Source organism: Alcaligenes nematophilus (assembly GCF_026344155.1).
In the GTDB taxonomy this organism is placed as follows: domain Bacteria; phylum Pseudomonadota; class Gammaproteobacteria; order Burkholderiales; family Burkholderiaceae_B; genus Alcaligenes; species Alcaligenes phenolicus.
Window position 1 is genome coordinate 989,198 of sequence record NZ_JAPKMZ010000001.1, and the last position, 22,991, is coordinate 1,012,188.

General features: G+C 55.9%; 17 protein-coding genes and 3 tRNA genes. 8 read left to right on the plus strand and 12 right to left on the minus strand.

The window, feature by feature from the left end:
• Positions 1-105 precede the first annotated feature (105 nt).
• The gene (locus tag OSH04_RS04675; RefSeq protein WP_021446915.1) at positions 106-1,467 is read left to right on the plus strand and encodes an MFS transporter; all 1,362 of its coding nucleotides are present in this window, start codon (positions 106-108) and stop codon (positions 1,465-1,467) included.
• A gap of 390 nt (positions 1,468-1,857) precedes the next feature.
• On the plus strand, positions 1,858-2,529 hold the full coding sequence (locus tag OSH04_RS04680) for a GntR family transcriptional regulator (RefSeq protein WP_009459563.1): 672 nt from the start codon (positions 1,858-1,860) through the stop codon (positions 2,527-2,529).
• Here OSH04_RS04680 and murB read toward each other — a convergent pair.
• Positions 2,526-3,536, minus strand: coding sequence for a UDP-N-acetylmuramate dehydrogenase (gene murB / locus OSH04_RS04685; RefSeq protein ID WP_266108010.1), 1,011 nt, complete (start codon positions 3,534-3,536; stop codon positions 2,526-2,528). The genes OSH04_RS04680 and murB overlap by 4 nt on opposite strands.
• A gap of 315 nt (positions 3,537-3,851) precedes the next feature.
• Here murB and OSH04_RS04690 point away from each other — a divergent pair.
• The 4 genes from OSH04_RS04690 to OSH04_RS04705 all read left to right on the plus strand — a co-directional run bounded on the left by OSH04_RS04690 (position 3,852) and on the right by OSH04_RS04705 (position 6,568).
• Positions 3,852-3,927: transfer RNA gene (locus OSH04_RS04690), tRNA-Gly, on the plus strand.
• A 42-nt stretch (positions 3,928-3,969) separates the two neighbouring features.
• Positions 3,970-4,043: transfer RNA gene (locus tag OSH04_RS04695), tRNA-Cys, on the plus strand.
• A 37-nt stretch (positions 4,044-4,080) separates the two neighbouring features.
• Positions 4,081-4,156 (plus strand) — tRNA-Gly (locus OSH04_RS04700).
• Positions 4,157-4,600: 444 nt separating this feature from the next.
• On the plus strand, positions 4,601-6,568 hold the full coding sequence (locus tag OSH04_RS04705) for an esterase/lipase family protein (RefSeq protein WP_266108011.1): 1,968 nt from the start codon (positions 4,601-4,603) through the stop codon (positions 6,566-6,568).
• Between the two features lie 148 nt (positions 6,569-6,716).
• On the opposite strand, the gene OSH04_RS04710 is transcribed toward OSH04_RS04705, so the two are convergent.
• The 7 genes from OSH04_RS04710 to OSH04_RS04740 all read right to left on the minus strand — a co-directional run bounded on the left by OSH04_RS04710 (position 6,717) and on the right by OSH04_RS04740 (position 14,233).
• A complete protein-coding gene (locus tag OSH04_RS04710; protein ID WP_266108013.1) occupies positions 6,717-8,123 on the minus strand; it encodes an efflux transporter outer membrane subunit in 1,407 nt (468 codons plus the stop codon).
• A complete protein-coding gene (locus OSH04_RS04715; protein ID WP_266108014.1) occupies positions 8,120-9,304 on the minus strand; it encodes an HlyD family secretion protein in 1,185 nt (394 codons plus the stop codon). Before OSH04_RS04715 ends, OSH04_RS04710 begins: the two co-directional genes overlap by 4 nt.
• Before the next feature lie 15 nt (positions 9,305-9,319).
• Entirely contained in the window at positions 9,320-10,972 is a 1,653-nt protein-coding gene (locus OSH04_RS04720; RefSeq protein WP_045930294.1) for an MFS transporter, read from the minus strand.
• Positions 10,969-11,568 carry a TetR/AcrR family transcriptional regulator gene (locus OSH04_RS04725; protein ID WP_009459745.1) on the minus strand — a complete coding sequence of 200 codons (600 nt, stop codon included), beginning with the start codon at positions 11,566-11,568 and terminating at the stop codon, positions 10,969-10,971. Before OSH04_RS04725 ends, OSH04_RS04720 begins: the two co-directional genes overlap by 4 nt.
• 216 nt (positions 11,569-11,784) lie before the next feature.
• Complete coding sequence (locus OSH04_RS04730; RefSeq protein ID WP_266108015.1) at positions 11,785-12,369, minus strand: hypothetical protein; 585 nt, start codon at positions 12,367-12,369, stop codon at positions 11,785-11,787.
• A 120-nt stretch (positions 12,370-12,489) separates the two neighbouring features.
• Positions 12,490-13,656: an MFS transporter gene (locus OSH04_RS04735; protein WP_266108016.1), complete on the minus strand. Its 1,167-nt coding sequence runs from the start codon at positions 13,654-13,656 to the stop codon at positions 12,490-12,492.
• Positions 13,657-13,717: 61 nt separating this feature from the next.
• Positions 13,718-14,233, minus strand: a complete 516-nt coding sequence (locus tag OSH04_RS04740; protein WP_060186383.1) for a MarR family winged helix-turn-helix transcriptional regulator — start codon at positions 14,231-14,233, stop codon at positions 13,718-13,720.
• 158 nt (positions 14,234-14,391) lie between these two features.
• Here OSH04_RS04740 and OSH04_RS04745 point away from each other — a divergent pair, with 158 nt between their 5' ends.
• The gene (locus OSH04_RS04745; protein ID WP_266108017.1) at positions 14,392-14,916 is read left to right on the plus strand and encodes a DinB family protein; all 525 of its coding nucleotides are present in this window, start codon (positions 14,392-14,394) and stop codon (positions 14,914-14,916) included.
• 170 nt (positions 14,917-15,086) lie between these two features.
• Here the strand turns inward: OSH04_RS04745 and fauA are convergent, their stop codons facing one another.
• The 3 genes from fauA to OSH04_RS04760 form a co-directional block, all read right to left on the minus strand.
• Positions 15,087-17,285 carry a TonB-dependent alcaligin siderophore receptor FauA gene (fauA, locus tag OSH04_RS04750; protein WP_266108018.1) on the minus strand — a complete coding sequence of 733 codons (2,199 nt, stop codon included), beginning with the start codon at positions 17,283-17,285 and terminating at the stop codon, positions 15,087-15,089.
• Between the two features lie 106 nt (positions 17,286-17,391).
• The gene (locus OSH04_RS04755) at positions 17,392-18,567 is read right to left on the minus strand and encodes a Bcr/CflA family efflux MFS transporter (RefSeq protein ID WP_266108019.1); all 1,176 of its coding nucleotides are present in this window, start codon (positions 18,565-18,567) and stop codon (positions 17,392-17,394) included.
• 147 nt (positions 18,568-18,714) lie between these two features.
• Positions 18,715-19,659, minus strand: coding sequence for a helix-turn-helix transcriptional regulator (locus tag OSH04_RS04760; RefSeq protein ID WP_266108020.1), 945 nt, complete (start codon positions 19,657-19,659; stop codon positions 18,715-18,717).
• 481 nt (positions 19,660-20,140) lie between these two features.
• Here OSH04_RS04760 and OSH04_RS04765 point away from each other — a divergent pair, with 481 nt between their 5' ends.
• The gene (locus tag OSH04_RS04765; protein ID WP_266108021.1) at positions 20,141-21,046 is read left to right on the plus strand and encodes an alpha/beta hydrolase; all 906 of its coding nucleotides are present in this window, start codon (positions 20,141-20,143) and stop codon (positions 21,044-21,046) included.
• A gap of 51 nt (positions 21,047-21,097) precedes the next feature.
• Here OSH04_RS04765 and OSH04_RS04770 read toward each other — a convergent pair whose 3' ends face one another.
• A complete protein-coding gene (locus OSH04_RS04770) occupies positions 21,098-22,849 on the minus strand; it encodes a DUF4153 domain-containing protein (protein WP_266108022.1) in 1,752 nt (583 codons plus the stop codon).
• Between the last annotated feature and the right edge of the window lie 142 nt (positions 22,850-22,991).

The window sequence follows — 22,991 nt, forward strand, 5'->3', positions numbered from 1 at the left end:
AGTATCCATGTAATATATTAGTAGAAGAAAAAAGGCCTGCCATGGCCTGACGGCAGGTCACCTATACATAAACCCGCCACAAGAGCGGACCTACAGGAGACACCTATGACAGCCGTATCCCCCAATGTGGCCAATCGCCTGGAGCGATTGCCCATGACACGCTATCAACGCATGCTGTTCGGTATTATCGCGACCGCCTGGTTCTTTGACTCCATGGACCTGGGCATCATGACTTTTGTTTTAGGTTCCATCAAAGCAGAAATGGGGCTCAGCACCGCGCAAGCGGGGATGCTGGCCAGCTCCAGCTTTTTAGGCATGTTTTTGGGTGCTGCCATTGCGGGCATGCTGGCAGACAAGTACGGGCGCAAACCTGTCTTTCAATGGAGCATGATTTTTTGGGGCGTAGGAAGCCTGGCCTGTGGCCTGTCCCAAAACGTCGAGCAGTTGATGGCGTTTCGGGTGCTGCTGGGGTTTGGCATGGGGATGGAGTTTCCCATCGGCCTGGCCATGGTCTCGGAGATTGTGCCCGCTAAAAGTCGCGGTCGGTACATCGCGATTCTGGAAGGCTTCTGGCCGCTGGGCTTTATCAGCGCCGGGATTCTGACCTACCTGAGCCTGGACTATATAGGCTGGCGCGGGATCTTCATTGCCCTGTCTATCCCCGCCCTGTTTGTGTTTGTGATCCGCCGTTGGGTTCCTGAGTCCCCCCGCTGGCTGGAAGAAGCAGGCCATAACGACCGCGCCGAACAAGTCACCACGGCCTTTGAACATAAAGTTATTCAGGCCAACGGCGGCCAGGCCCTGCCCTCTCCCCTGCCTCCCACCCCTTGCGAGAAGTTGAAACGTGGCGCGCTGTTTGCCCAACTTTGGCAAGGCCAATACGCCCGCCGCACCTTGATGCTGTGGATGCTATGGTTCTTCTCCTTGCTGGGCTACTACGGTCTGACTACCTGGCTGGGCGCACTGCTACAACAAGCCGGGTATGAAGTCACCAAGTCCGTTACCTACACCATCTATATTTCCCTGGCCGGTATTCCAGGCTTCATCTTCTCGGCCTGGTTGCTGGAGAAATGGGGACGCAAGGCAACCATGGTCTTGATGCTATTCGGTAGCGCAGGCTGTGCCTTTATTTATGGCCACGTCGCCACCAGTCAGGCGCCTGTTGCTCAACTGATTGGCGCTGGTTTGTGCATGCAGTTCTTCATGTTTGGCATGTGGTCGGTTTTGTATGCCTACACCCCCGAGCTGTACCCCACACGGACACGCAGCACAGGCGCGGGCTTTGCCTCTTCCATTGGCCGACTGGGTTCCTTATTCGGACCGCTGCTGGTGGGCTTTATCCTGCCCTGGACCGGTCATGCAGGCGTTTTCACCTTGGGGGCTATTTCCTTTTCTATTGCAGCGTTGGTGGTGATTGCATTGGGGGTGGAAACCAAGGGGCGTTCGCTGGAGGAAGTTTCGGCTTAAAAGACTGATTCAATTGATGATAAGTTAACTTAACGCTCAATAAAAAACCGTGTCAGCCTAGGTCGCTGACACGGGTTTCCAGCTTATGAATGGCCAAACTCAATTCCCATTGCCGCTCAGAAACAAAACGAACTGAACGCGCCCCTCCCCAGTTGCTCAAGCCCGCCACAAGCAGATAAACCGCTACTCAAAGCAAGGGTTTGAGCAAGCCAAACTCGATATCAAAACCCCTATTTTTATACGCCATAAATCTGCGCAAAGCGCTGTTTATTCAAGAATAAGTCCGCAAGCTAAAATCCCGTCTGGCATTTCAAAATATATATAATTTGAAATGCCAAACATAACTAAAATCAAATACGAAACCCGACGCGCGCAAACCGGAGACGCCAAATGAGTATTCCCTCCTCCTCTGATGACACTTTGCTGGCCACCCAGGCGTTTCAGGCATTTCGTCATTTATTGGCTACAGGGCAGGTTCGCGCGGGGCAGATGGTGTCGATGGCGGAGCTGATGAAATTAAGCGACTTCCCTCTGGCCCCAGTGCGTGAAGCGGTCAAGCGCGCGGCGGCTGCCGGGCTGGTGTCCATCCTGCCCAAGCGGGGAGTGCTGGTTCTGGAGGCAACCACGGAAGCGCTACGGGAATGCTTTCAGCTGCGCTGTGTCTTTGATCAGGAGGGGGCCAGGATACTGGCTAGCTGTGCGAAGCAGCCCGCATTGGAGAGCTTGCGGGACAAACACGAGAAGATTCTGGAGCAGGCACAAAGCGGCCTTGTTACCACCGCTTTGCAGATTCAGGCCATGGAAGTGGACTGGGCCTTGCATCGCTATCTGGCTCAAGCACTACAGAACCGCTCGGCCATGACGATCTACGAAGAGAACTGTGATCGCATCAATGTGCTGCAGCACTCGCGCCGCCCATTACCCGAGCGCATCGTGCCCGCCATGAAGGAGCATTTACAGATTCTGGATACGCTACAGGCAGGAAACCCCGAAGCGGCCATGGAAGCCGTGCGCCACCATCTGGCACAAACTCTGCGATGGTGGGGCGCGGTCGATGTTTAATGGACAATAACGGGCTCTTGTTCCAACTCCACGCCGAAGCGTTCCCGAACAGAACCCCGAATCGCCTGGGCCAGGCGTTCAATATCATGCGCAGTTCCGCCACCATGATTTACCAGCACCAAAGCCTGGCGATCGTGCACGCCCACGGCACCATCACGCTTGCCTTTCCAGCCACACTGGTCAATCAACCAGCCCGCCGCTAGTTTGCATTGGCCCTGCCCAACTTCATAAGAAACCAGATTGGGCCATTGCTGCTTCAAGGCATCACGCTGCTCGGTCTGCACAAGGGGATTCTTGAAGAAACTGCCCGCATTACTCAAGACACGAGGGTCAGGCAATTTTTGACGACGAATCTCGCAGACTGCATCAAAAATGCTTTGCGGGTCTGGCTCACCCGCCAAATGAGCTTGCTTATTAAGATCGGGGTACTCCAGCACCGGCGTCCACTGACGCGGTAAGGCAAAGCGCACCGCCAGAATCAACCAGCTCCCGGCCGGATCGTGCTTGAAGCGACTGTCTCTATAAGCAAAGCCACACTCGGCCGCAGACAGTTCCACCTCTTTGCCTTCTTTAAAGCTCCAGGCCAGCACGCTGTGCACCCGCTGCTCCAGCTCCAAGCCATAAGCACCAATATTTTGTACAGGCGCAGCACCTACCGTACCGGGAATCAAAGCCAGGTTCTCCAGACCGGGCCAGCCTTGATTCAAACAATACTGCACAAAGTCATGCCAGCATTCACCCGCCTGCGCTTCCACGATATAGGCATCGTCCCGCTCCTGCAGTAAACCAATCCCTTTGCTTTCTACCTTGATCACCAGGGCATCAACTTGCTCGGCCAGCACCACATTGCTGCCACCGCCCAGCACAAAGATACGCTCCCCCTGCTCCACCAGCGCTTGCAAGGCAGGCAACTGGGTAACATTGTCATACACCACCAGGTCGCGCGCGCGGCTGCCCAAACCCAAGGTATTAAAAGAGCTCAAATCCACATTACGCTGCCTGTCCACGGCCCTGTCCCACGATCAAAGAAAGCAGTAAGCATAGCTCGGACAGACAATTTTCCGGAAAAATTTACAGAATCTATTGACAAGCTTCTTTGCTGCAGTCTATAGTTACGTTCTTGTTTAGCGCAGCGTCGGTTTCGCAGCAAAAAGCAGTTTGAAGGCAGGCTAGTTCGTTAGGCAGTACTGATAAAAAGCTTAGGCAAAATATCAAAAACGCTTGACAAACAAAGATAGCCACTCTAAACTAGCTTTCTTTACTTAATAAGCAATAGCTAATAAGTAAAACGCTGAAAACAGATTCAATCTGCACAGCAAAATGCGGGAGTAGCTCAGTTGGTAGAGCGCAACCTTGCCAAGGTTGAGGTCGCGAGTTCGAGACTCGTCTCCCGCTCCAGATTCCTAAGGGAAGCCTAGGCTTCCCTTTTTAATCGACCACGGCGCAATGGCAGAGTGGTTATGCAGCGGATTGCAAATCCGTCTAGGTCGGTTCGATTCCGGCTTGCGCCTCCAGTAATTCTGGTCACAAGTCGGTAGTGCAGTAAAAAATGCGGGAGTAGCTCAGTTGGTAGAGCGCAACCTTGCCAAGGTTGAGGTCGCGAGTTCGAGACTCGTCTCCCGCTCCAAATTCAAAAAGCCCAAACTTCGGTTTGGGCTTTTTTCTTTTCTGCTGCAAGCAAGCGTTAGAGCAGCTAAAACACCATAAGAGCAAACCGATAGTTCCACCCCGCTCTGATGCGGGTCTACCCCACACGCTTAAAACTAGCCCCTCACCAAGAATTAGCACTCTACATTGCAGCGATGCCTGGAACGCTGCGCCTACGAACGCAGTGCCTCCATACAGACTGAATACACCAGCCACCTACCGCGCCCGCAGCAAAGAAAACTAAGCACGCTTTGCACAGCCCAGATCCGGCTGCTGCCAGTACCAGGCCTTTAGGTTAATATCGCATTTCGCACACGGATACATTCCGCAAATCTGCCGATTTGACGCCGCTGGACAGCTGCTTGAGTCCGTATCACGGTACCAAGCTCCTCTAAACCCGTCAACGAACCCACTGTAGAACGTGATGGCCTTGATTAATCCTGTACGGAACACGCTGCTTGACCTGGCACCGGTACAAGCCGTCGCGACCAGCTTGAAACGGCTTGTATCTGGCAAGCATAGGAGCGGGCTATACAAGGCTGGAGCCATCACAGTTCTGGCCATACTGCTGAGCGGCTGCGCCGGCGTCAAAATCGCCACTGTCAGCACCGAGGACTACATTGCCCAACGCCGTGGCGACATTCTTACCACTAATAAACTCAGCGCCTCCGCACGCGATACGCTGACCAGTCTGGCTATCGCGCCCGAGCAATGCGCTAAAGACATTCCCCACTGCTCTTCCAGGCTGACAGAGCTGTGGAATCTGGACACCGAGCAGCGCATGGCCACCTTGGCCGAGATCTGGACGCAAGAGGCCTTGCGCTTGCAAGGTCGGCGCAATGCCCGGCCAGACTTCTCGACCGAGCTGTTCGATGCCTATCTGCAAAGCGCCCGCTATGCCTACGCCTATCTGTTCTTCACGGATCGCAGGCCTGGAGACCGGGCATTTGAAGACCGCCAGACCCAGGTGCGTGACTACTACAACTACGCGGTACAGCAGGCAACCATGTTGCTGTTCGCCAAGTACCACGACACCAGCTACGCCTTCCAGAAAACCATAGCGATTGGCCAATGGCGTATTCGTGGTGATCTGTCCCAGGTACGCGATGCCACCGCCCCTCAACCCCATGAGCTGATTCCGGCCTCTCAATTAACATTCCGCGGAGTGCGCAGCATTTATCGGCGCGACGGTTTTGGAGCCGAGATGGTGGTCGTGAACGAGTCAAAGGATGTCACGCCAAACAGCTTTCAAAGCACCTACAGCGAACCGCCTTTCCAGGCTGTCACGGGGATTATTACTTTCCCCGGCGAAACCCTGTCCCAGGTTCTGCAAACTCACGACGCCACCATTATTGGCTACGATCCGTACCAGCAAACCAGCGTCAAGCTGAAAGACGTGCAAGTGCCCTTGGCGGCCAATTACACCTCTGCCTACGGGCTATGGCTGGCGCGCTCGGACTTCTCGACCCAGGCTTTGCGCACCGTCCTGGGACGGGACGGTGGTATTGAATCCCCGCATGTGTTCCTGCTGCAACCCTATGACCCGAATCGCCGCGTCATCATCATGCTGCACGGCCTGGCCAGCAGCCCGGAAGCCTGGATTAACGTCGCCAATGAGGTGCTGGGCGATGAAGAATTACGGGATCGCTATCAGATCTGGCAGGTCTACTATCCGACCAACCTGCCCCTGCCCTACAACAATGCCGAAATTCGGAAAGCTCTAACGGAAACCTTCCGGCATTTTGATCCGGACAGGAAGGCCATTGCCTCAAACAATATCGTGGTGATCGGCCATAGCATGGGCGGTGTGCTGGGACGTTTGCTGGTGTCCTCGTCCGACAATCTGCTGGAAGACGCAGCCCGCGACCGTTATCAAATGGATGATGTCAGCATTGCCAGAATGAATCAGGAGTTTGGCAATGTGGTGCACTTCTCTCCCCTGCCCGGTGTGACGACAGCGATCTTTATTGCTGCGCCTCACAAGGGCACACCGTTTGCGGGAAATCGTATTTCACGCTTGGCGGCAGCACTGATTACCTTGCCGGTTACGGTGGTGACTCAACTCAACAAACTTAGCCAGGTGGCGGTTGGCAACACGCCCGCCAAAGATGAGATGCTGATTCTGCCCAATGGCGTGGAAAGCCTGCGCGACAGCGATCCATTCATGCAGATTACCTCCAAAATGCCGATCTCCACGCAAGTGCGGTATCACAGCATTATCGCCAACGACACGCCCAAAAAAGACCTGCTGTATTCGGACGATGGGCTGGTGCCTTATCAAAGCTCTCATCTGCCCGGCGCGACGTCGGAGCTGGTGATTCCGTTCTCCCACAGTGTGCAGGAGACGCCCGAGGCAATTCTGGAAATTCGGCGGATTTTGCGGGAGCAGTAGCAAGGCGCAGGTAGGAAGGAAGGCTGACGGAGTTACTCCTTTCTGTTGCTGCTACTGCTGCAAACGCAGGCCAAGGTTCAGACCCCTGGCAGCATCCCAAGAACACACATGTTCCACCTGACAAAGCCCCCCTCCCGTCCCTTTCACGTTACTCCCGCTTCATCGCCTTTTCATAATCCCAGCCACCGCCCAGCGCCTTGTACAGATCAACCATATTCTGCAACTGGTTTTCCCGCACGGCGATGACCTGGTTTTCTGCCTCGTACAGATTCCGCTGCGCATCTAGTTGTTCCAGATAAGACGCATAGCCAGCCTCATAGCGATTGCGGGCGTGTTCCAAAGAGCGCTTCAAGACGTCCCGACGCGCGGTCACGTGACTTAACTCTTCCGCAAAACGACGCTGGCCCGCCAAGGCGTTTTCCACTTCGGAAAAGGCCGTCAAAACAACGCCGCGGTACGCAAAGGCCGCCTCATCGCGCTGGGCTGTTGCAGAATCAAACTGCGCCTGCAAACGACCACGGTCAAAAATTGGTGCCAGAATGCTGCCACCCAAACTCCAGATCTTGGTCGGGTCATAACTCAAGGCGCTGACGTACAAAGCCCCTGCCCGTGCCGACAAGGAAACCTGCGGCAAAAAGGCAGCCCGGCTGGCGGCCATGGACGCGTCCTTGGAAGCCAAACCGAGCTCTGCTCGCGCAATATCAGGACGGCGGCGTAGCAGCTCGGACGGCAAGCCAGAGCCCGGTGCAGGCAGCTCTAAAGCCGACAAGGTGGAACTGGCGTTCTGTTCATAAGCCGCAGGCAACTCCCCGGACAAGAGGCGCAAAGCATTGTGATGACGGCTAATCGCCAATTCCAGCTGTGGAATATGCTGCGCTACCGCTTCCAGCTCGGACTGGGCCTGGGTCAACTCCAGCTGGGAGATATAGCCCGCATCAAACTTTTCCTGCGCCAGGCGCAAGGCTTCTGTCCGGGAGGTAGAGGTGGCCTTGGCCTGCTGCAACTGTGCATCCAGACCCAGCAAGGCAATATAGGTACGTGCTGTCTCGGAGGCGACGCTCAAGGCAATGGCATCATAATCCGCCTGCGTAGCAGACAGTTTGAGTTCAGCCGCTTTAGCCTGCGAACTCAAGCGCCCCCATAGATCCAGCTCCCAATTCAATTGCACGGCAGGTTGTACCGCACGGCTGATTGCCATACCGCCAGGCCCCAGGGCCCGCTCTGCATGCGCGCCTGTGTCAAAGGACAAGGAAGGGCCCAAGGACGAATCCGCCAGCTGCACGGCCGCCCTTGCCTGTTCGATGCGGGTAGCAGCACTCAAGATATCGTTATTACGTGCCAAGGCAGCTTCTACAAGTGCACTCAAGCCGGGATCGTTAAAGGCTTTCCACCAGGCCGAATCAACGACTGTGCCTTCAGAGGATGCTCCTATCCACCCGGATGGCACGGTTACCTGCGCCTGCTCGGGTGCGACCCGGTAAGCAGGCATACAGCCGGACAACAGCGCCGCAGCACTTAACAAGGCCATGCCATACGTTCTTGCAGACAGGATCATTGTTCATGCTCCTGTTTTGTTTGATCAGGCTTATCGGAAATATCCACCTTGGCAATCACGGACATGCCAGGTCGCAAACGCTCCATACCGGGCTGATCCGCATCGATAGCAATGCGTACCGGCAAGCGCTGAACAACCTTGGTGAAGTTGCCACTGGCATTATCCGCGCGCAGCACAGAAAACTCGGAGCCCGTGGCCGGGGCAATACGCTCTACATGACCTTGAAACTCTGTGCCATCCAGACCATCAACGGTGAATCGGGCCACCTGCCCCACATGAATACCCGCCGTCTGCGTTTCCTTGAAGTTCGCCACTACCCAACGGGTATCCGGCACCAGAAACAGCAGTTGCGAACCTGCCGTCACATACTGCCCCTGACGCACAGACGCTTCGCTGACCTGACCGGCTGCAGGCGCGGTCACCACGGTGTTATCCATATCGATGCGAGCCAAGCCCAAGGCGGCTTCAGCGGATTTCACCTTGGCCTGCAAGGTCGCCCGAGCCACCTCGGTGGACTTGATGGTTTCTTCGGCAATCGCAATGTTTGCCTTAGCTTGCAGCATATTGCCGCGCCCCAGCTCGGCAGTCGCTACAGCCTGATCTCGCTCTCGCACCGAGATCGAACCTTTGTTTGCCAATTCCCTGGCACGATTACGATCCGCCTCGGAGCGACGGGCTTCAGCCTGAGCAGACACCAAGGCCGCCTTGCGAGCATCCAGGCTGGCGCGGTTCTGTGCTTGGGCTTGATCCAGATTCGCCAACTCAGCCAAAGCCGCATCCAGTTGAGCCTGCGCCTGATGCAGTTTTTCTTTATAAATGCGCTCATCAATGCGCACCAAAGGCTGGCCCGCCTGGACTCGCTCAAAGTCCTGCACCAGTACCTCGGACACATAACCGCTTACCTGCGGTGCCAGCACCGTCATCTGCCCACGTACATAGGCGTTGTCGGTAGTGACGCGAGTGGTGTTGAACGGCCCCAGGTTCCAAGCCCACAAGATCAACAGCAAACCTCCCAACAATACAAAGGCCATCGCAATGACACTGCGTTTGCTGGGTTTGATGATCTTGGGCGGCAGAGAAGGTTCAGTATTCGGACCCAGCTTGCCATCGTTATCCGAGTCTGTCGGCGCGGCAAGCTCACTATTGCGATCCTGATTTTCAGATGAAGTGTCTTGACTCATAAATACGGACCAGGTTTAAGAATTCGAAGAAGTGCCAGCAGCGGCTTGCGCTCGTCTGGACTGAATAGCGGGGCCAGCGGCCAGCAACACGGGCCACAGCAAAAAGCCCGTCGCCAGAATGCCAATCAACAGAAAAACATCGTTGTACGCCCTGACACTGGCCTCGCGGCGGGCAATCTGTGCCAACTGAGCCGTGCCCGTCGCCGCCCTCAACATCGGATCGGTCACTGTTGGCCCTACAGCCTGTTGCTGCTGTTTCAGACGATTGGCCACCAAAGGCTCAGCCACATTCACATGGCTGACAATGGCCGCGTAATGATGCTGCTGGCGCTGCTGCTGAAACGTGCTCAAGGTCGCGGTGCCCATCAATCCGCCCAAAGTCTGAGTGACATTGAGCAGCACAATAAAAGTCACGATATGGTCGGGGCCATACTTGAAGGCTTGCTTGAAGCCAATCATCACCAAGGGTCCCATGAACATGCCCGCGCCAATGGACAGCACGAACTGGCTATAGAAAAAGTCCTGCGGGCGGTCCAGGCTGGTACGCCCAAAATCCATGAAGCTGGACACGCCAATCAGCAAAATCGCGGCAAACACCTGTACCAGAATCGTCTTGGGCCCAAAAGTGACGGCGCTGAGCACAATGCCGCACACAATGCCCACAAACACCACCCAGAACAAAGGCTGCATCTGCTCCGAGCCCATGCCCAAACTGCGCAGCATATTGACCATGCCGTAGTTCTGCTCGGTCGTGATGAAGCGCAAAATCATGGCCCCGACGGCAAAGTAAATGGTGGAACCCTGCGCCAACCACCGCACTTTCAGCAAAGGATTGACGCGGTGATATTCCAGAAAGGAGCAGACGGTGAACAGGAACAAGGACGCCATCGCCATCCAGGCCAGGCTTGTGTCGTTGAACCACCAGCGGATATAGCCTTGCGTCAAGAATGCGATCAGCAAACCGGCAGCCGGAGCAAACAAGGCAAAAGCCAGGAAGTCCAGTTTTTCAAACGCCTTGATCTGATAGCCGGGGGGCAACTTCAGCAGCACTACTGCCGCAAAGGAGCACAAGGCCATGCCCGCCTCAAAGCTATACAGGCCGTGCCAATTCCCCAGCTCTATCAAGGACGGCGACAGCACCCAGGCCAAGGGCGTCGCCATTTGCGTGATACTCACTCCCAGCACCAAAGCCTTACCTAGCAGGCGTCTGGGGAAAGCTTGCAGCATGTACAAGACGCCCAGGGTGCTAGCCGCCGCACCAGAAAACCCGCTGGCACCACGCAGAAAAATCAGTGATTCAGCACTATTAATGGATAAATGAAGCAAAGCCAGAACGGCATACAAACCCAGGCCTATCTCGGCAAACAGGCGCATGCCATATTGCTGCCTGAACTTGAACACCAGCAGATTGGCGGTGATATTGACCATGGCATAGGCTGCAGGCAACCAGGCAGCCTCGGAGGGCGTCAATCCCAATTCCCCTTGCAGGGTGGGCAAATTCACCGACACCAGGGCATTGCCCAAACCACCTGTCAAACCAACTAGAATCGCGACCAGACCATAGGCCACGCGTATATGCGATTCGTGGTGAGGGGCCGATGGCGAGCCCGGCATGAAGGGCTTTTCATGGTCTTCCCAATGTGGATGCGGCTTGATGTACTGACTCATTCAGGCTCCCAATCAGGAGCATTACGGTCCACCTGCAACAACACGCCTTCACACAAGAACTTCAGCGAGCGTTTTACGAACAGCAGCCTTTCCTTGTCCGTGCGCCCCCGCAAGCTGGCAGCCAGCATGCCAATCAACAAGGGAATGTCCGTGGGCTGCAAGGCCGGGTTGCACTGCCCGGCAGCCTGTCCCATTGCCAAGGGTTCGCGCGCCAGATCAACCAAACGGGCACGCACCCCCACAATGGTGGGGTGATTGGGATCAATCGCTTTCCAGTAATCGGACATGGGAGCCGACTCCAGCGCGAACCCTGCCAGCACCTGCATCAAGACCTTGAAGTCCTGGGCATTGCCTTTGCGCTTGCTTAAGAAGCGCTCTTCAATCCGGTCTGCTGCCCGTATCAGCAACGCCTCCATCAAGGCAGCCCGATCAGGGAAATTGCGATAGAGCGTCGCCCGTCCTACCCCTGCCTGCGACACAACCTGATCCAAAGGGGCCGTGACACCACACTTGCTAAAGACCGTGTTAGCCGCATCCAGCAACAGTTCCCGGCGTTCCAAGGCATCAGAACGATTAGGTAAATTCCGGTTTTTCATTCCGAAATTATACGGACAGTTTTGTCCGCTTAAAAAGGCATCAAGCTAAAAAAGCTGTAAGAAACGATATTCCATATATGAAATAAAAGCTGAGGAAGGCTTGAATCCAACACGCGCAGTCTTGGCCTGAACGGCTAAAACTGCGCTTGCACAAAGGCTTTCCAAACCGGAACCGGGGCCTTGTCAACGTAGCGTCAAATACTCCCTGAAAGCAGCTTAAACACCTTGGGTGCCCTTAGCAAAATCCGTCTTTTGCTGCTTCAGCCAACTGTCATGCAGCCACTTCTCTGTCTTGCGATGGCCAGGGAAAGTAATCCAAGTAATGTCGCGCTCGAACACTATGGGCTGCTCATCCGGCCCAACAATGACCCAGAACCACAGGCGATCCTCCAGGTTGCGCGCCTTCACTTTCATACCGGTCAAGGCCACTGTTTCGGTACGACCATTCCGCTCTACACGGATAGGCTCATCATGGGTATCGACCCAATGAATCTCCATTTTTGGCAACAGGTCAGGGGCATGCTCCTTCAAGAAAGCACGAGCGATCGCCTCACTACGTTCAGCGCTGGGCAAGGGCCGATCCACCATGTCCAAAGAGATATGCGCAAAGCCCTTCAGCCGCCCGGACTCAGACACTACAGAGCTGAAGTGCTCACCTTCCAAACCTGAATTTCGACCATCTTCACGCTCATAACGAGTCAATACAACGGCTTCACCATCCACGCTGACAGCCCGCTGGGCCACTTGAACGTAAGCCTCAGGAACAAAGGCGGCAGCCGGATTGTTGCTTGTGGTACTCATGACATTCTCCGTAGTAGAAAGACTGTTCTGTGTCTGCACAGGAAAAGCCCAGGCAGCTTGCAACGTTGCAACAGCAAGCACAGCAGAAAGGGGAAGACGAACTCGCATCGTTGTGAACTCCTAGTTGGAAAAAACGGCGTAGATCGCGCAGATGGCCAATACACCGGCAAGCAGCAAATAGGTGCTGGCCAAAGTCATATCCGCAGTCTGTTGAGCCAGCCGTGGCCCCAGACTTGCGCCAATAAACAGCACAAAGGTGTAGAGCGACACGGCCAATCCCCGCACCGAGATATCGCTGACTGCTGCCACTCGGGCAATCAGGCTAGGAACGCTGATGCCCAGCCCGGCCACAAACAGGAAACTGGCACCCAGCAAAGCCATCAGGTGCTCTTCCCCTGCCCATGCACTCAAGGCCAAGCCAGCAGCGGCACACGCTAATCCAGAGCATAAGGTTCGCTGAGGCCCTAGCTTCGGCATCACGACAGCCACCAGCAGGGGCATCAAAAAAGCAGGCGCCACCACAGCCCGTGTCATCAAAGGAGACATTCCCAACTGCGCAAATTGCATCCCGAGCTTGCTATCCAAAGTCATGTAGAAAGCAACGAAACACATCAGCAGGAAGAATGCAGGCAGGTAAACACGACGCAGTCGTGCATCAGCCAACAAGCCACCTATGGCTTTGTAATTGCTGAAAAATCCGCTTAAGCCTTGGCCCGCCTGCATATCAGCGGGTTTCTTCCACAGGCACCAGGCCGTCAAGGCGAATACAAGACACAGCGGCCAAAAGGCAGCCGCCAGCCCCCAAGGTCCAGCGACCAGTCCGCCATAAATCTGCCCCAACAAACCAGCGGAAAGAAATGCCGTACTCATCCAGGCCACACTCCACACCCTTTGACGTGGGCTACCCCGCTCTGCCAGATAGGCAATCGCTACGGGAGGGAAAGAAGAAGCCGCCAAGCCCTGTAACACACGGCCGACCATTAGGGACCAGGAGGTACTTGCTACGGCCAGCACCACCGTCGCACCCACCAGGGCCAGCAGGCCTGCGACCATGACATTGCGACGCCCCACTCGATCGGACAGGGGACCAAAGATCAGAAACCCGGCTGCGTAGGCAAACCCAAAACTGCTCACCATGCCCGTCGCATCAATGCTATGGCTTTGCTTCAAGACTCCAAGAATGGGCAAAGGCAGGTAAAGCAGCGAAACAACCGCTAAAGCGCAGACAACCATCAAGGCACGCAAACCTGTCCCGACAGCTTGCGGATCACTAGCAGATACTTTCATGATAAATGTTCCTGGCTGTTATACAGCAAGCTACATATTTATTTAAAAAAACGGCCGACAATCAGCCGCCGCTTGTCTTGGGCAAGATGCCTTGTTGATTGAGCTTGAGCATCAAGCGCACAAGCACATCGCGTTCTTGCGCGTCGAAATGACTCATCAGCTCAGCCACCCACACATAGTGAGCCGGCAAGGCTTTACCCAAAACCTGGGCCCCATGCTCTGTCAGGCGAACCAACCAGGCACGACGATCCTGAGGGTGCTGCTCCCGATCACATAAACCGGCAACTTCCATGCGATCAATAATGCGAGTCATCGTCTGCGACGTAACCGACACCCCATCTGCCAGCGTGCCTATGCTCAAGCCATCCGGATTGCGTTTGAGCAGAATCAGCACAAAAAACTGTGTCTGCGACAAACCGGAAGTGCGATCAAGATTGGCCTCAAAAGCCGACAACATTTCACTGGTAGCCGAAGCCCAGATAAGCCAAGCCTGCAACCCATCCACATCCGGGTTGCGGTACTCGACGCCCATCTTTACCAGAGTGTCGTAGCTAGGAAGGTCTTTGAGTTCAAACATCGCGCTGCCACATAATTATCATGGCTGAAATGTAGCTGACTACTTATATTTGGGTCAAGTGAATTAATGAGGCACAAGTCTGAAGAAGCAGATCCGTCTTGATCCATACTTCCTTTTAATCAAATAATCCTTGTACTGAACCTTGGCCTGGAAAAAACATGACACCCCAAACCGCCACCCGCATGGCATCCTACAACAGCCAAATGAACCGCCGTCTTTACGATGCGGCGGCCAGTCTTTCAGCGCAGGACTTGTATCAGGAACGGGGGGCTTTCTTCGGTTCGCTGTTCAAGACCATGATGCACATTGCGGTGGGGGACACCGTCTGGCTGCACCGCTTTGCCGAGCATCCTGATGCTCACGCCTTGCGCGAGCAAATCGGCGTATTTGCCAAGCCACGTGCACTGGACCAGCAGTTGTTCGACACCTTGGCGGAACTGGATCAGTACCGTCACAAGCTGGACCGGATCATTATTGATTGGGCCGCCACGCTGACACCGGAGCAACTGGGCCAAACGCTACGCTACAGCAATATGGCGGGCCAGGGCATGGAGAAGGATTTTGCGCTTTTAGTGACGCACTTTTTTAATCACCAGACTCACCATCGCGGTCAGGCCAGCACCTTGTTGTATCAGGCAGGTGTCGATATTGGGGTGACTGATTTATTGGCTTTGGTGTCCTGATTTTGTAGCCCGCAGGCCTCAAAGCAGACCGATAGCGCTGTTCTTGTAGCTCAAGGGCTACAAGATCTCGGTGTCCGAGATGCAGCAATCGACATATCCGCTTCCAATAAAAAAGCCTGCTTGTGATCACCAAGCAGGCTTTTGCATCAGGCTTTACTGCCTGCCCCCTCTTAATACTGCGCCCGCAAGGACAGCATCACGTTCTGGGGCGCCCCATACCAGCCCTGGTTATAAAAACCGATCTGCGAGTAGTACTTCTTATCGAACAGGTTATTCACGTTCAGCGTGGCGGACATGCGCTTGTTGAAGTCATAGCGCGCCATCAGATTGACGATGGCATAGCTGCCCTGCTCTACCTTGACCACTTTACGGCCCGGTGCGGTCGCATCCTGGTACATGCGGTTTTGCCAGTCGATACCACCACCCACTGTCAGCCCTTGCCAATCGCCCTGCAAGCGATAGGTGGTGTAGAGCTTGAACAAAGTACGTGGCTTGCTGGTGTTGATGGGTTTGCCTTGTGCATCCTTGGCCGTGAAGGTCGTCAAGCTGCTGGCCAAGTTCCAACCGGGCATCAACTCCCCGCCCAGCTCCAGTTCGATACCTTCTACCTTGGCTCCCGACACGGGGCGATAGGCGGGGGTATTGGGCGGCGCGCCGATCACGTTATTGCCAGTGGCTTCGGCCAGATTATCCTGGCGAGTCTGGAACACGGATACCGCCCCATTCAAGCGGCCATCCAGCCAGGCGGCCTTCAAGCCCAGTTCGTAGCTTTTACCCGTGATGGGAGCCAGAAGATCACCCTGTTCGTTGCGGGCGTTCTGCGGTTTGAAGATTTCCGTATAGCTGGCGTAAGCCGTGTAGGTGTCGTCAAAGTCGTAGATCAGGCCGGCATAAGGGATGAACTCATTGCGGTTGCGATACTGGCGTTTGGCACCAAAGTAGGTCTGGTCCGTCTCCCAGTTACTCAAGCGTCCACCTACCATCAAGCGCAGATTATCCATCAAGGCAAAACGCCCCACGGCATAGGCACCAGACTGTCTGTTGTTCATGTCATCCGCCTGGGAGGGCTCGCCTGACCACACGGGTTCGGGCACGCGGCCCGGCTGATAAAAACTGCCCGCATCCGGCAAAGGTGCCAGGGCGCGATACTGCGGGAAGGAGACACGGTCCTGGGACATCATCCAGCCCACAGAGAACTCATGCTCTTTACCGAACAGCTCGAAGGGGCCGGACAAAGAGGCATTGAATGCCTTGCGACGCACATCCCCCTTGTAATAGGAATAGGAGTTAGCGGTACCCAAGCCGGTTTCCCGATCCGGGTAGCCGCCCCGGAAAATCTGCTTCATGGATGCATCGGTGTGCGACTGGTTATAAGTCAGGCGTAGCTTCAAGTCATTGGCAAACTGATGGCTCAAATCCAGAAAGCCTGTGGTGGTGTCATTCTCGATACGCGACCAGTCCGTATTGTTGGAAACGGAACGCTTGAAGTCTGTACGCGAACCATCGCTATAGAACAGCGGGAAACCACTGCCAAAGCCATTGTTCGAGCTGGACTGATAGGCCACGCCACCGGTCAACTCCATGCCCGGCATCAGATCAGCCGTAATCACGCCATACAAGGTGCGCGTCTTGGTGTCCTGCAAACTGGTGTAGCTGTTGGCCTTGCCATAAGCACCCACAATACGCCCGCGAATACGGCCATCTTCGGTAATGGGTGTGGAAACATCGGCATAGCCACGGGCAAAGTCCCAACTGCCTACGTCCACGCCCCCCGATGCTGCAAAATCACGCAAGGGACGCTTACGTACATAGTTGACCGAGGCCGAGGGGCTGCCCGCCCCCGTCATCAAACCTGTCGCACCGCGCACCACTTCAACCCGATCAAACACCACCAGGTCCAGATTGCTTTCACCAAAAGCCCAGGGCGAGAGCACAGGCTGGGTCCAGCCATCAAACTGATAGTTATCGATACCAAAGCCACGCGAAGAAAAGGAATAACGGTTGGTATCGCTGCGCGTCACGGAAATACCCGGGGCGCTTTGCAGGGCATCGGCCGTTGTCTGCATACCGCGATCTTCCATCATCTGGCGGGTCACCACGCTGACCGACTGCGGTGTTTCACGAATGGACAATGACAAGCCCGTGGCTGTGCTCATGGCCTTGGTGGTATAGGACTGGCTGGTTTCGGTCACCCCCGGATCTCGATTGCCTTTGATCGTAATTGTGGACAGCTCCACGGGGGATTGATCAGGAGCCTTGTCCTGTGCCCAGGCTGGGTTGCCCGCGGCCGCCAACAGCATGGCGGAGCGAGTAAGAGGTGTCAGCAAACGCACTCGCAGGCGAGCAGAGCTGGAAAAAACGGCAGACATGAAGGTGGATCTCAGCAAAGGTTTTAGATGCGAACAATTATCATCTTCATGTTTGAGAGCGATGTATTCATAAACGCAAAAACGCTATGCCAAACATCAGTCCTGCCTATGACACGGCCCGATCTGCACGCTTTTGCAGCCAAAGCCAAGCGACAAGACTGGCAACTACGGCCAACAGCATCGCGGCCGCCATGCGCACAGGCTGCCCGTAAACCCAAGGTACGCACCAGCCACTGACCAGGGAAAAGGTAGCCATCTGACAAAACCCCAGCAAGGAAGCCGCCAGCCCCGAGCGTGCGGGAACCTGCGCCAAGACCTGCATGGTCATCACCGGAAACAGCATGGCCAGCCCGGCGGCAAAGAATGCCGGCAACCCGACCGCCCACAGCAATGCGGGTTCTGCAGCACGTACCAGGTAGGCGACATAGGCCAGGCAGCTCCCCAGCATCAAGCCATAGGCACAAGTAATCAGCTTGCGCGCTTCCCAAAGACGGGAGAGCTGAGCCGAGGCCAAGGCTCCCGCGCTGGCCCCAATCACCAAGGGCACGAACAAGGCCGCAAACGCGGTCTCGGGCAGCTTCAAGGTATGGGTAATGAAATCAGGCGCGGCACCAATCAAAAATGCCTGCGCACCGATCAACAAGCTCAAAGCCAGGCTCATCCCCATAAAAGGGATATTGCGCAACAAAAGCCATAGCTCGACCCGCAACTGCGACCAGACCAAAGGCTGACGTCTGGACGTCGGCAAGGTCTCTGGCAGGCGCAGCGCACACAAGCAAGCCGCCAGCGCGGCCAATACGGCCAGCATCCAGAACACCGAGCGCCAGCCCAGATGGGCGATCAACTGCCCGCCCACAATCGGCGCCAGCGCGGGCGAGACATTGAACACCAGCACGATATAAGAAAATGTACGCTGCGCCTGCTGCCCCTGATAGCAATCACGCACCATGGCCTGCCCGATTACCAGACCGGCTCCGGCGGACAAACCTTGCAGGACACGGCCCGCCAACAAGAACGAGAAGCTGGGCGCTACAGCCGCCATCACAGAACCTGCCACATAAACCAGCAAGGACACCAGCACCACCGGCTTGCGTCCCCAGGCATCGGACAAGGTACCGTGCAAGAGCAACATGGCCGCATACGCAGACATATACACACCCAGGGTCTGCTGCACGCTGTGTGGCGGCACATTGAATTCCTGTTCCAGAGCGCTGAATGCAGGTAAATAGGCATCAATGGTGGCCGGTGCCACGCAGGCCAGCAGGCCCAACATCAAAACCATCAAGGGATACGGAGGAAGCAGGAAAGGCGGCACAGTCACATACAAAAAGAAGCAGCCCACAAGGGGCAGGGTCTTTCAGCATGACCGACGTAATCGTCGTCAGGGAATGCGCAACGCCTGAAGAGCTTTGGGCAATGACGGGACAGCCTAATTCAACTCGCTGGGTGAGATGCCATAGCGCTCACGGAATGCCGTGGCGAAGTTGGTGGCATGGCGATAGCCTACATAGTGCGCTGCCTGCTGTACGCTCCAGCCTTGCGCCAGATACTCTCGCGCCAGTTCCAGCCTGCGCTCACGCAGCCAGCCAAATACCGAGCACTGATAGACCGCCTGAAACTTCACCCGCAAAGTGCTGGGACTCATGCAGGCCAGTTTGGCCAGATCTGCCAAGGTGTAGTCCTCGCCAGGCGAATGGTAGAGGCGCTCTCTGACACGCTCCAGCAATTGCCGATCACGTGCGGAGACGGGAGAATCGTTTTCTGTTTCTCGGGCCAGGCCATCCAGCGCATGAGCTAGCACTTGCAAGCTGACCCCCTCCAGCAGCAGATTGTGCAAGGTGCCCTGCCAGGGGCTGTCTATCAACTGATCGATCGCGGTCAACAAATGCGGGGGCACCGCCCAGCGTTGCAATCGTATCCGCGAAGAACCCATGACGTTGGCCAGCATCTCTCCCAAGGGCGAATCAGCCAAGCTGTCAGGCGTATGTAAAGTGATGTTCAAGCCACGCAGACGCTGCCCAGCAGGATGAGTTCCTGTCATGGCCACCGCGTCCGCATGTGCAATGGTGGCCCCACTTTGAGCCATCATGCTGACCGTGTTCTGGCTGGCGAGCTGAGTCTGCGCTCGACCCTGCAACATGACAATGGCCGAGAACTGCGGCGCAGCCAAAGAGGTCGCCTCGTACTGATGGTGAGTAATGATGTCTGAAAGCACCATCTTCATGCCGGGCCGGACCTCGTATTCCTGCACGCGCCCTTCGGCAATACAAACCTGCTCCATGTCCTGCTTGGGACCGTTGTAATCCGGCAAGCAATAGCGAAAACCCGTCGGACTACCGAGTCGGTCAAAGTCCGATACCGTAAATCTGATCATAGGAGTGTGGGAGCAAGCAGCCCGAGCCAGGCCCGCAAATAATTCTTTAATGGCGCGGATGGCAGGAAAGGGTGAAATAGGCCATATGAGAATAGCACACATTCTCAATTATATGGCGGCTTTATATTTCTACTCTTGCCGTCATGAAACCTGCGCTATCGGGATAGACTGGCAGGCAAGCCTGTCTCTGTACGCTGAACCAGCATGAAATTTATAATCCATACCATCGCTGCTCTCTTTTTCTGGTGGCTATTTTACGAACGCTATTACCAGTATCGCGACTGCATTCAAGCCGCTTCTTCAAGCTGCTATGGGCCTGAAGGTAATAACCTGATCAGTGGGGGAGCAGTCTGGTCTGTCCCCGCTTTGTTCTTTAGCAGCATCGCGGCTTACCAGCTGTATAAATTGATTCGTCACTACAGAGGCCGCGGGATGTAATAATAATCATTATCAACTTACCTTATCGCCCTACACTTTGATAATGACCTCCCTGCCCCGCTTTCTGATCAGTGCCGCCACGCTCTGCCTGGCGTTCACACTTCCCTCCCACGCCCAGCAAACCCAGCGCCCCTGGAACGAGGCAGCCGGCCCCTCCATCGTGGACCAGCAACAAAGCCTGTACCGCTTCGAGACGCTGATCATGTCCTCGGAAGACGGCAAGCGGCACTACAAAATACAGATAGGCACGCCCAACCGTCCCGCCCCCGCACGCGGCCATCCGGTGATTTATATGGTGGATGGCAATGCCGCCATGGCCAGTATTGATGTGGACGACCTGAGAGCCATCAGCGCCTTGTCTGCCCCGGTCCTGGTTGCCGTTGGCTACGACACCGAAGCGCGTCACGATGTGATTGCCCGCGCCTTCGACTACACGCCTCCCGTTACGGAAAACGGCGTCAGCAAGCCTGTGGAAGTACGAGGCCGTTCAGGCGGCGGTGCAGATATTTTTCTGGACTATATAGAAACCCACATCAAGCCTGCCGTGGAAGAACGCGAGCCTATTGATCGCTCCCGCCAGACCCTGTGGGGCCACTCTTACGGCGGCCTGTTCGCCTTGCACACCCTGTTCACCCATCCTGATCTGTACCAGCGCTACGTGGCGGGCGATCCCTCCCTGTGGTGGTATGACGGGATTCTGGTCAAGACGGCTCAGGCTTTTGATACAACGCTAGCCAAGGACAAGCGCATTGCCATCATGGTGGGCGGGCAGCGCCGCAGTACCTCCATGAGCAATGATGCTGCGGCTCAATGGTCCGCACAGGATATGGCCAAGCATTTGCAGGATGCAGGGCTGAACGTCAGCTACGAAAACTTCAGCGACTTGAACCACGGGCAGATGCTGGCCGCCTCCTTGAAGCCTGCTCTGCGACTTGCGGCCCAGCCGTGATGCCTTCAAACCAAAGGCATCACCACTGATCGCTCTATCAGCGCCCTGCCCTCAAGGGCGCTGAGCTGCACCTATAAAGCCGCCGTCCGGCAACTTCAAGACACTGAAAGGCGCGGGCTCAATGACCGCTCCCTTGGCGTGAATGCCATCAATGACGGCGCCCATATTATCCAGCGACAAACCGGGCGTGAAAGCGGTCGCCTTCTCCCATTCCCCATTAGCAGTCTGCACAAAGACAGCACCATTATTCATGGGGTTGTTGACCGACAGAACAATCGCTTCGTCTCCCGCTTCGCCCGGCAACAAATCCACAAATACCAGCAAGCAACCGGCGTGGTTACCCGGAGTTCGAGTCTCGCAAGCCTTGGCCAGATAGGCGATGTCCCAACCTGGATAGGTTTCGATAAAGGACTGACGTAAAGGATGATCAGCCGGAGAGCTGGGCAAGGAGCCCAAGAGCATCTGCCGCGCCTTGTCCTCACCGATGTCCCAGACTTCGAGCTCTTGATCCGGCACAGCCTCTTCAGGTTTATCCTCGGACTTCCCGACCAGCAAGTTCTTCTCAACCACATAGTCCACGGCCTTTTGCCCTGGCAGTCCCCAATACATTCTCATTTCCGTATCCGGGAAGTCATCCGCGCTTAAGGTACCGGCCTCCAGCCGAGCCACTTGCGAAGCCGCCGAAATCGCTTCGGGAGAGCCAATGCGCAGCAGCCAGATAATGGCCAGCACTATCAGGGCCAACGCCATCCCCACATTCGAACGGCGTACTCGCGCCATCCAGTGTTGAGGGTGGCAGGCAGCCCAGAAGTAACTCAAACCATAGCCCGCTGCCACCAGCGCTGCTGTCATGACCAGAACACGACTGGGGGTCCAACCATATTGAGCAACCCGCGCCCAAATCGCCCACAAGGCAACGCCTGCCAGCACGGGCATGACAAAACCCAGTAAACGGGCCGAGGCGCGCAATAAAGGGGTTGCGCTGGCATTCGTGTCCTCGTCCGCAACAACAGAAGACACCAGAGTCGACGCCCCCAGAACCGCCGCCACGCACAGGGCGGCCAGTGGCAAGCCCTCACCCGTACGCCAGGGCAAGGCGACGATGAACACCACCATCACCACCAGCAAAACAGGGGTCAGCAAACGCAGCAGTTTCAGCAACAGAATGGGGGACAAATAGCCACCATCCGAGTCCGAGGCCAGCGCCAGACCAGCTCCCACCAAAGCACCAGACACCACAGCCGCAACCGTGGGTTCCAGCAGCACATCCCCTAACAGGGTGATGCCGACAAAGCTGAGCAACATATGGCACGCCATCAACACGCCCCAGGCCAGGCCGCAGAAGAACAATGCGACGGCCCAGGAACACACCATGGACCAACTCAGCTCGAACAGGCGACGGTAATCAGCCCAATCGCGTGGACGCTCTACCAGAATGGCAAGAAATGGCAGAGTAATAGTCGCCAGCAGCCCCATTGCCACCCACATCTGCGGGGCTCGCCAAAAAAGGGCGACCTCAGCATATCCCCCTTGCGCCTGCAAGATCAGCGCCGCGCTGGCCACTCCCAGCCCCAGGGACACCAGCAAGGCCTTGCGCACAGAAATGTGCATCAGCAAGGTGAAAGAGGCCACCCCAAAGATTCCCACCGCCAACAGCAAGGACACCCAGATATGCTCACGCGGCGCGGGCGGCATCATCAGATTGCTGAAGGCCACCCATTCAAGCAGGCCCAGCACTGCACCGGCCAGACATAAAGTCAGCGTCCGCCGGTTTTGTAAGGAAGAAAGTGAGATCGCGGTCATGGAGAGTAAAAAGCAATCGATTCAACAATGACAGCATATGGAAAGCACCATTGCTGACGACATCAGGCCATAAAAGGAAAGCCCAGACTATGCCCTGCAAAACTGGGCTAGTTTAGTACGGTGAAGAGCCGTCTCTCAGTAC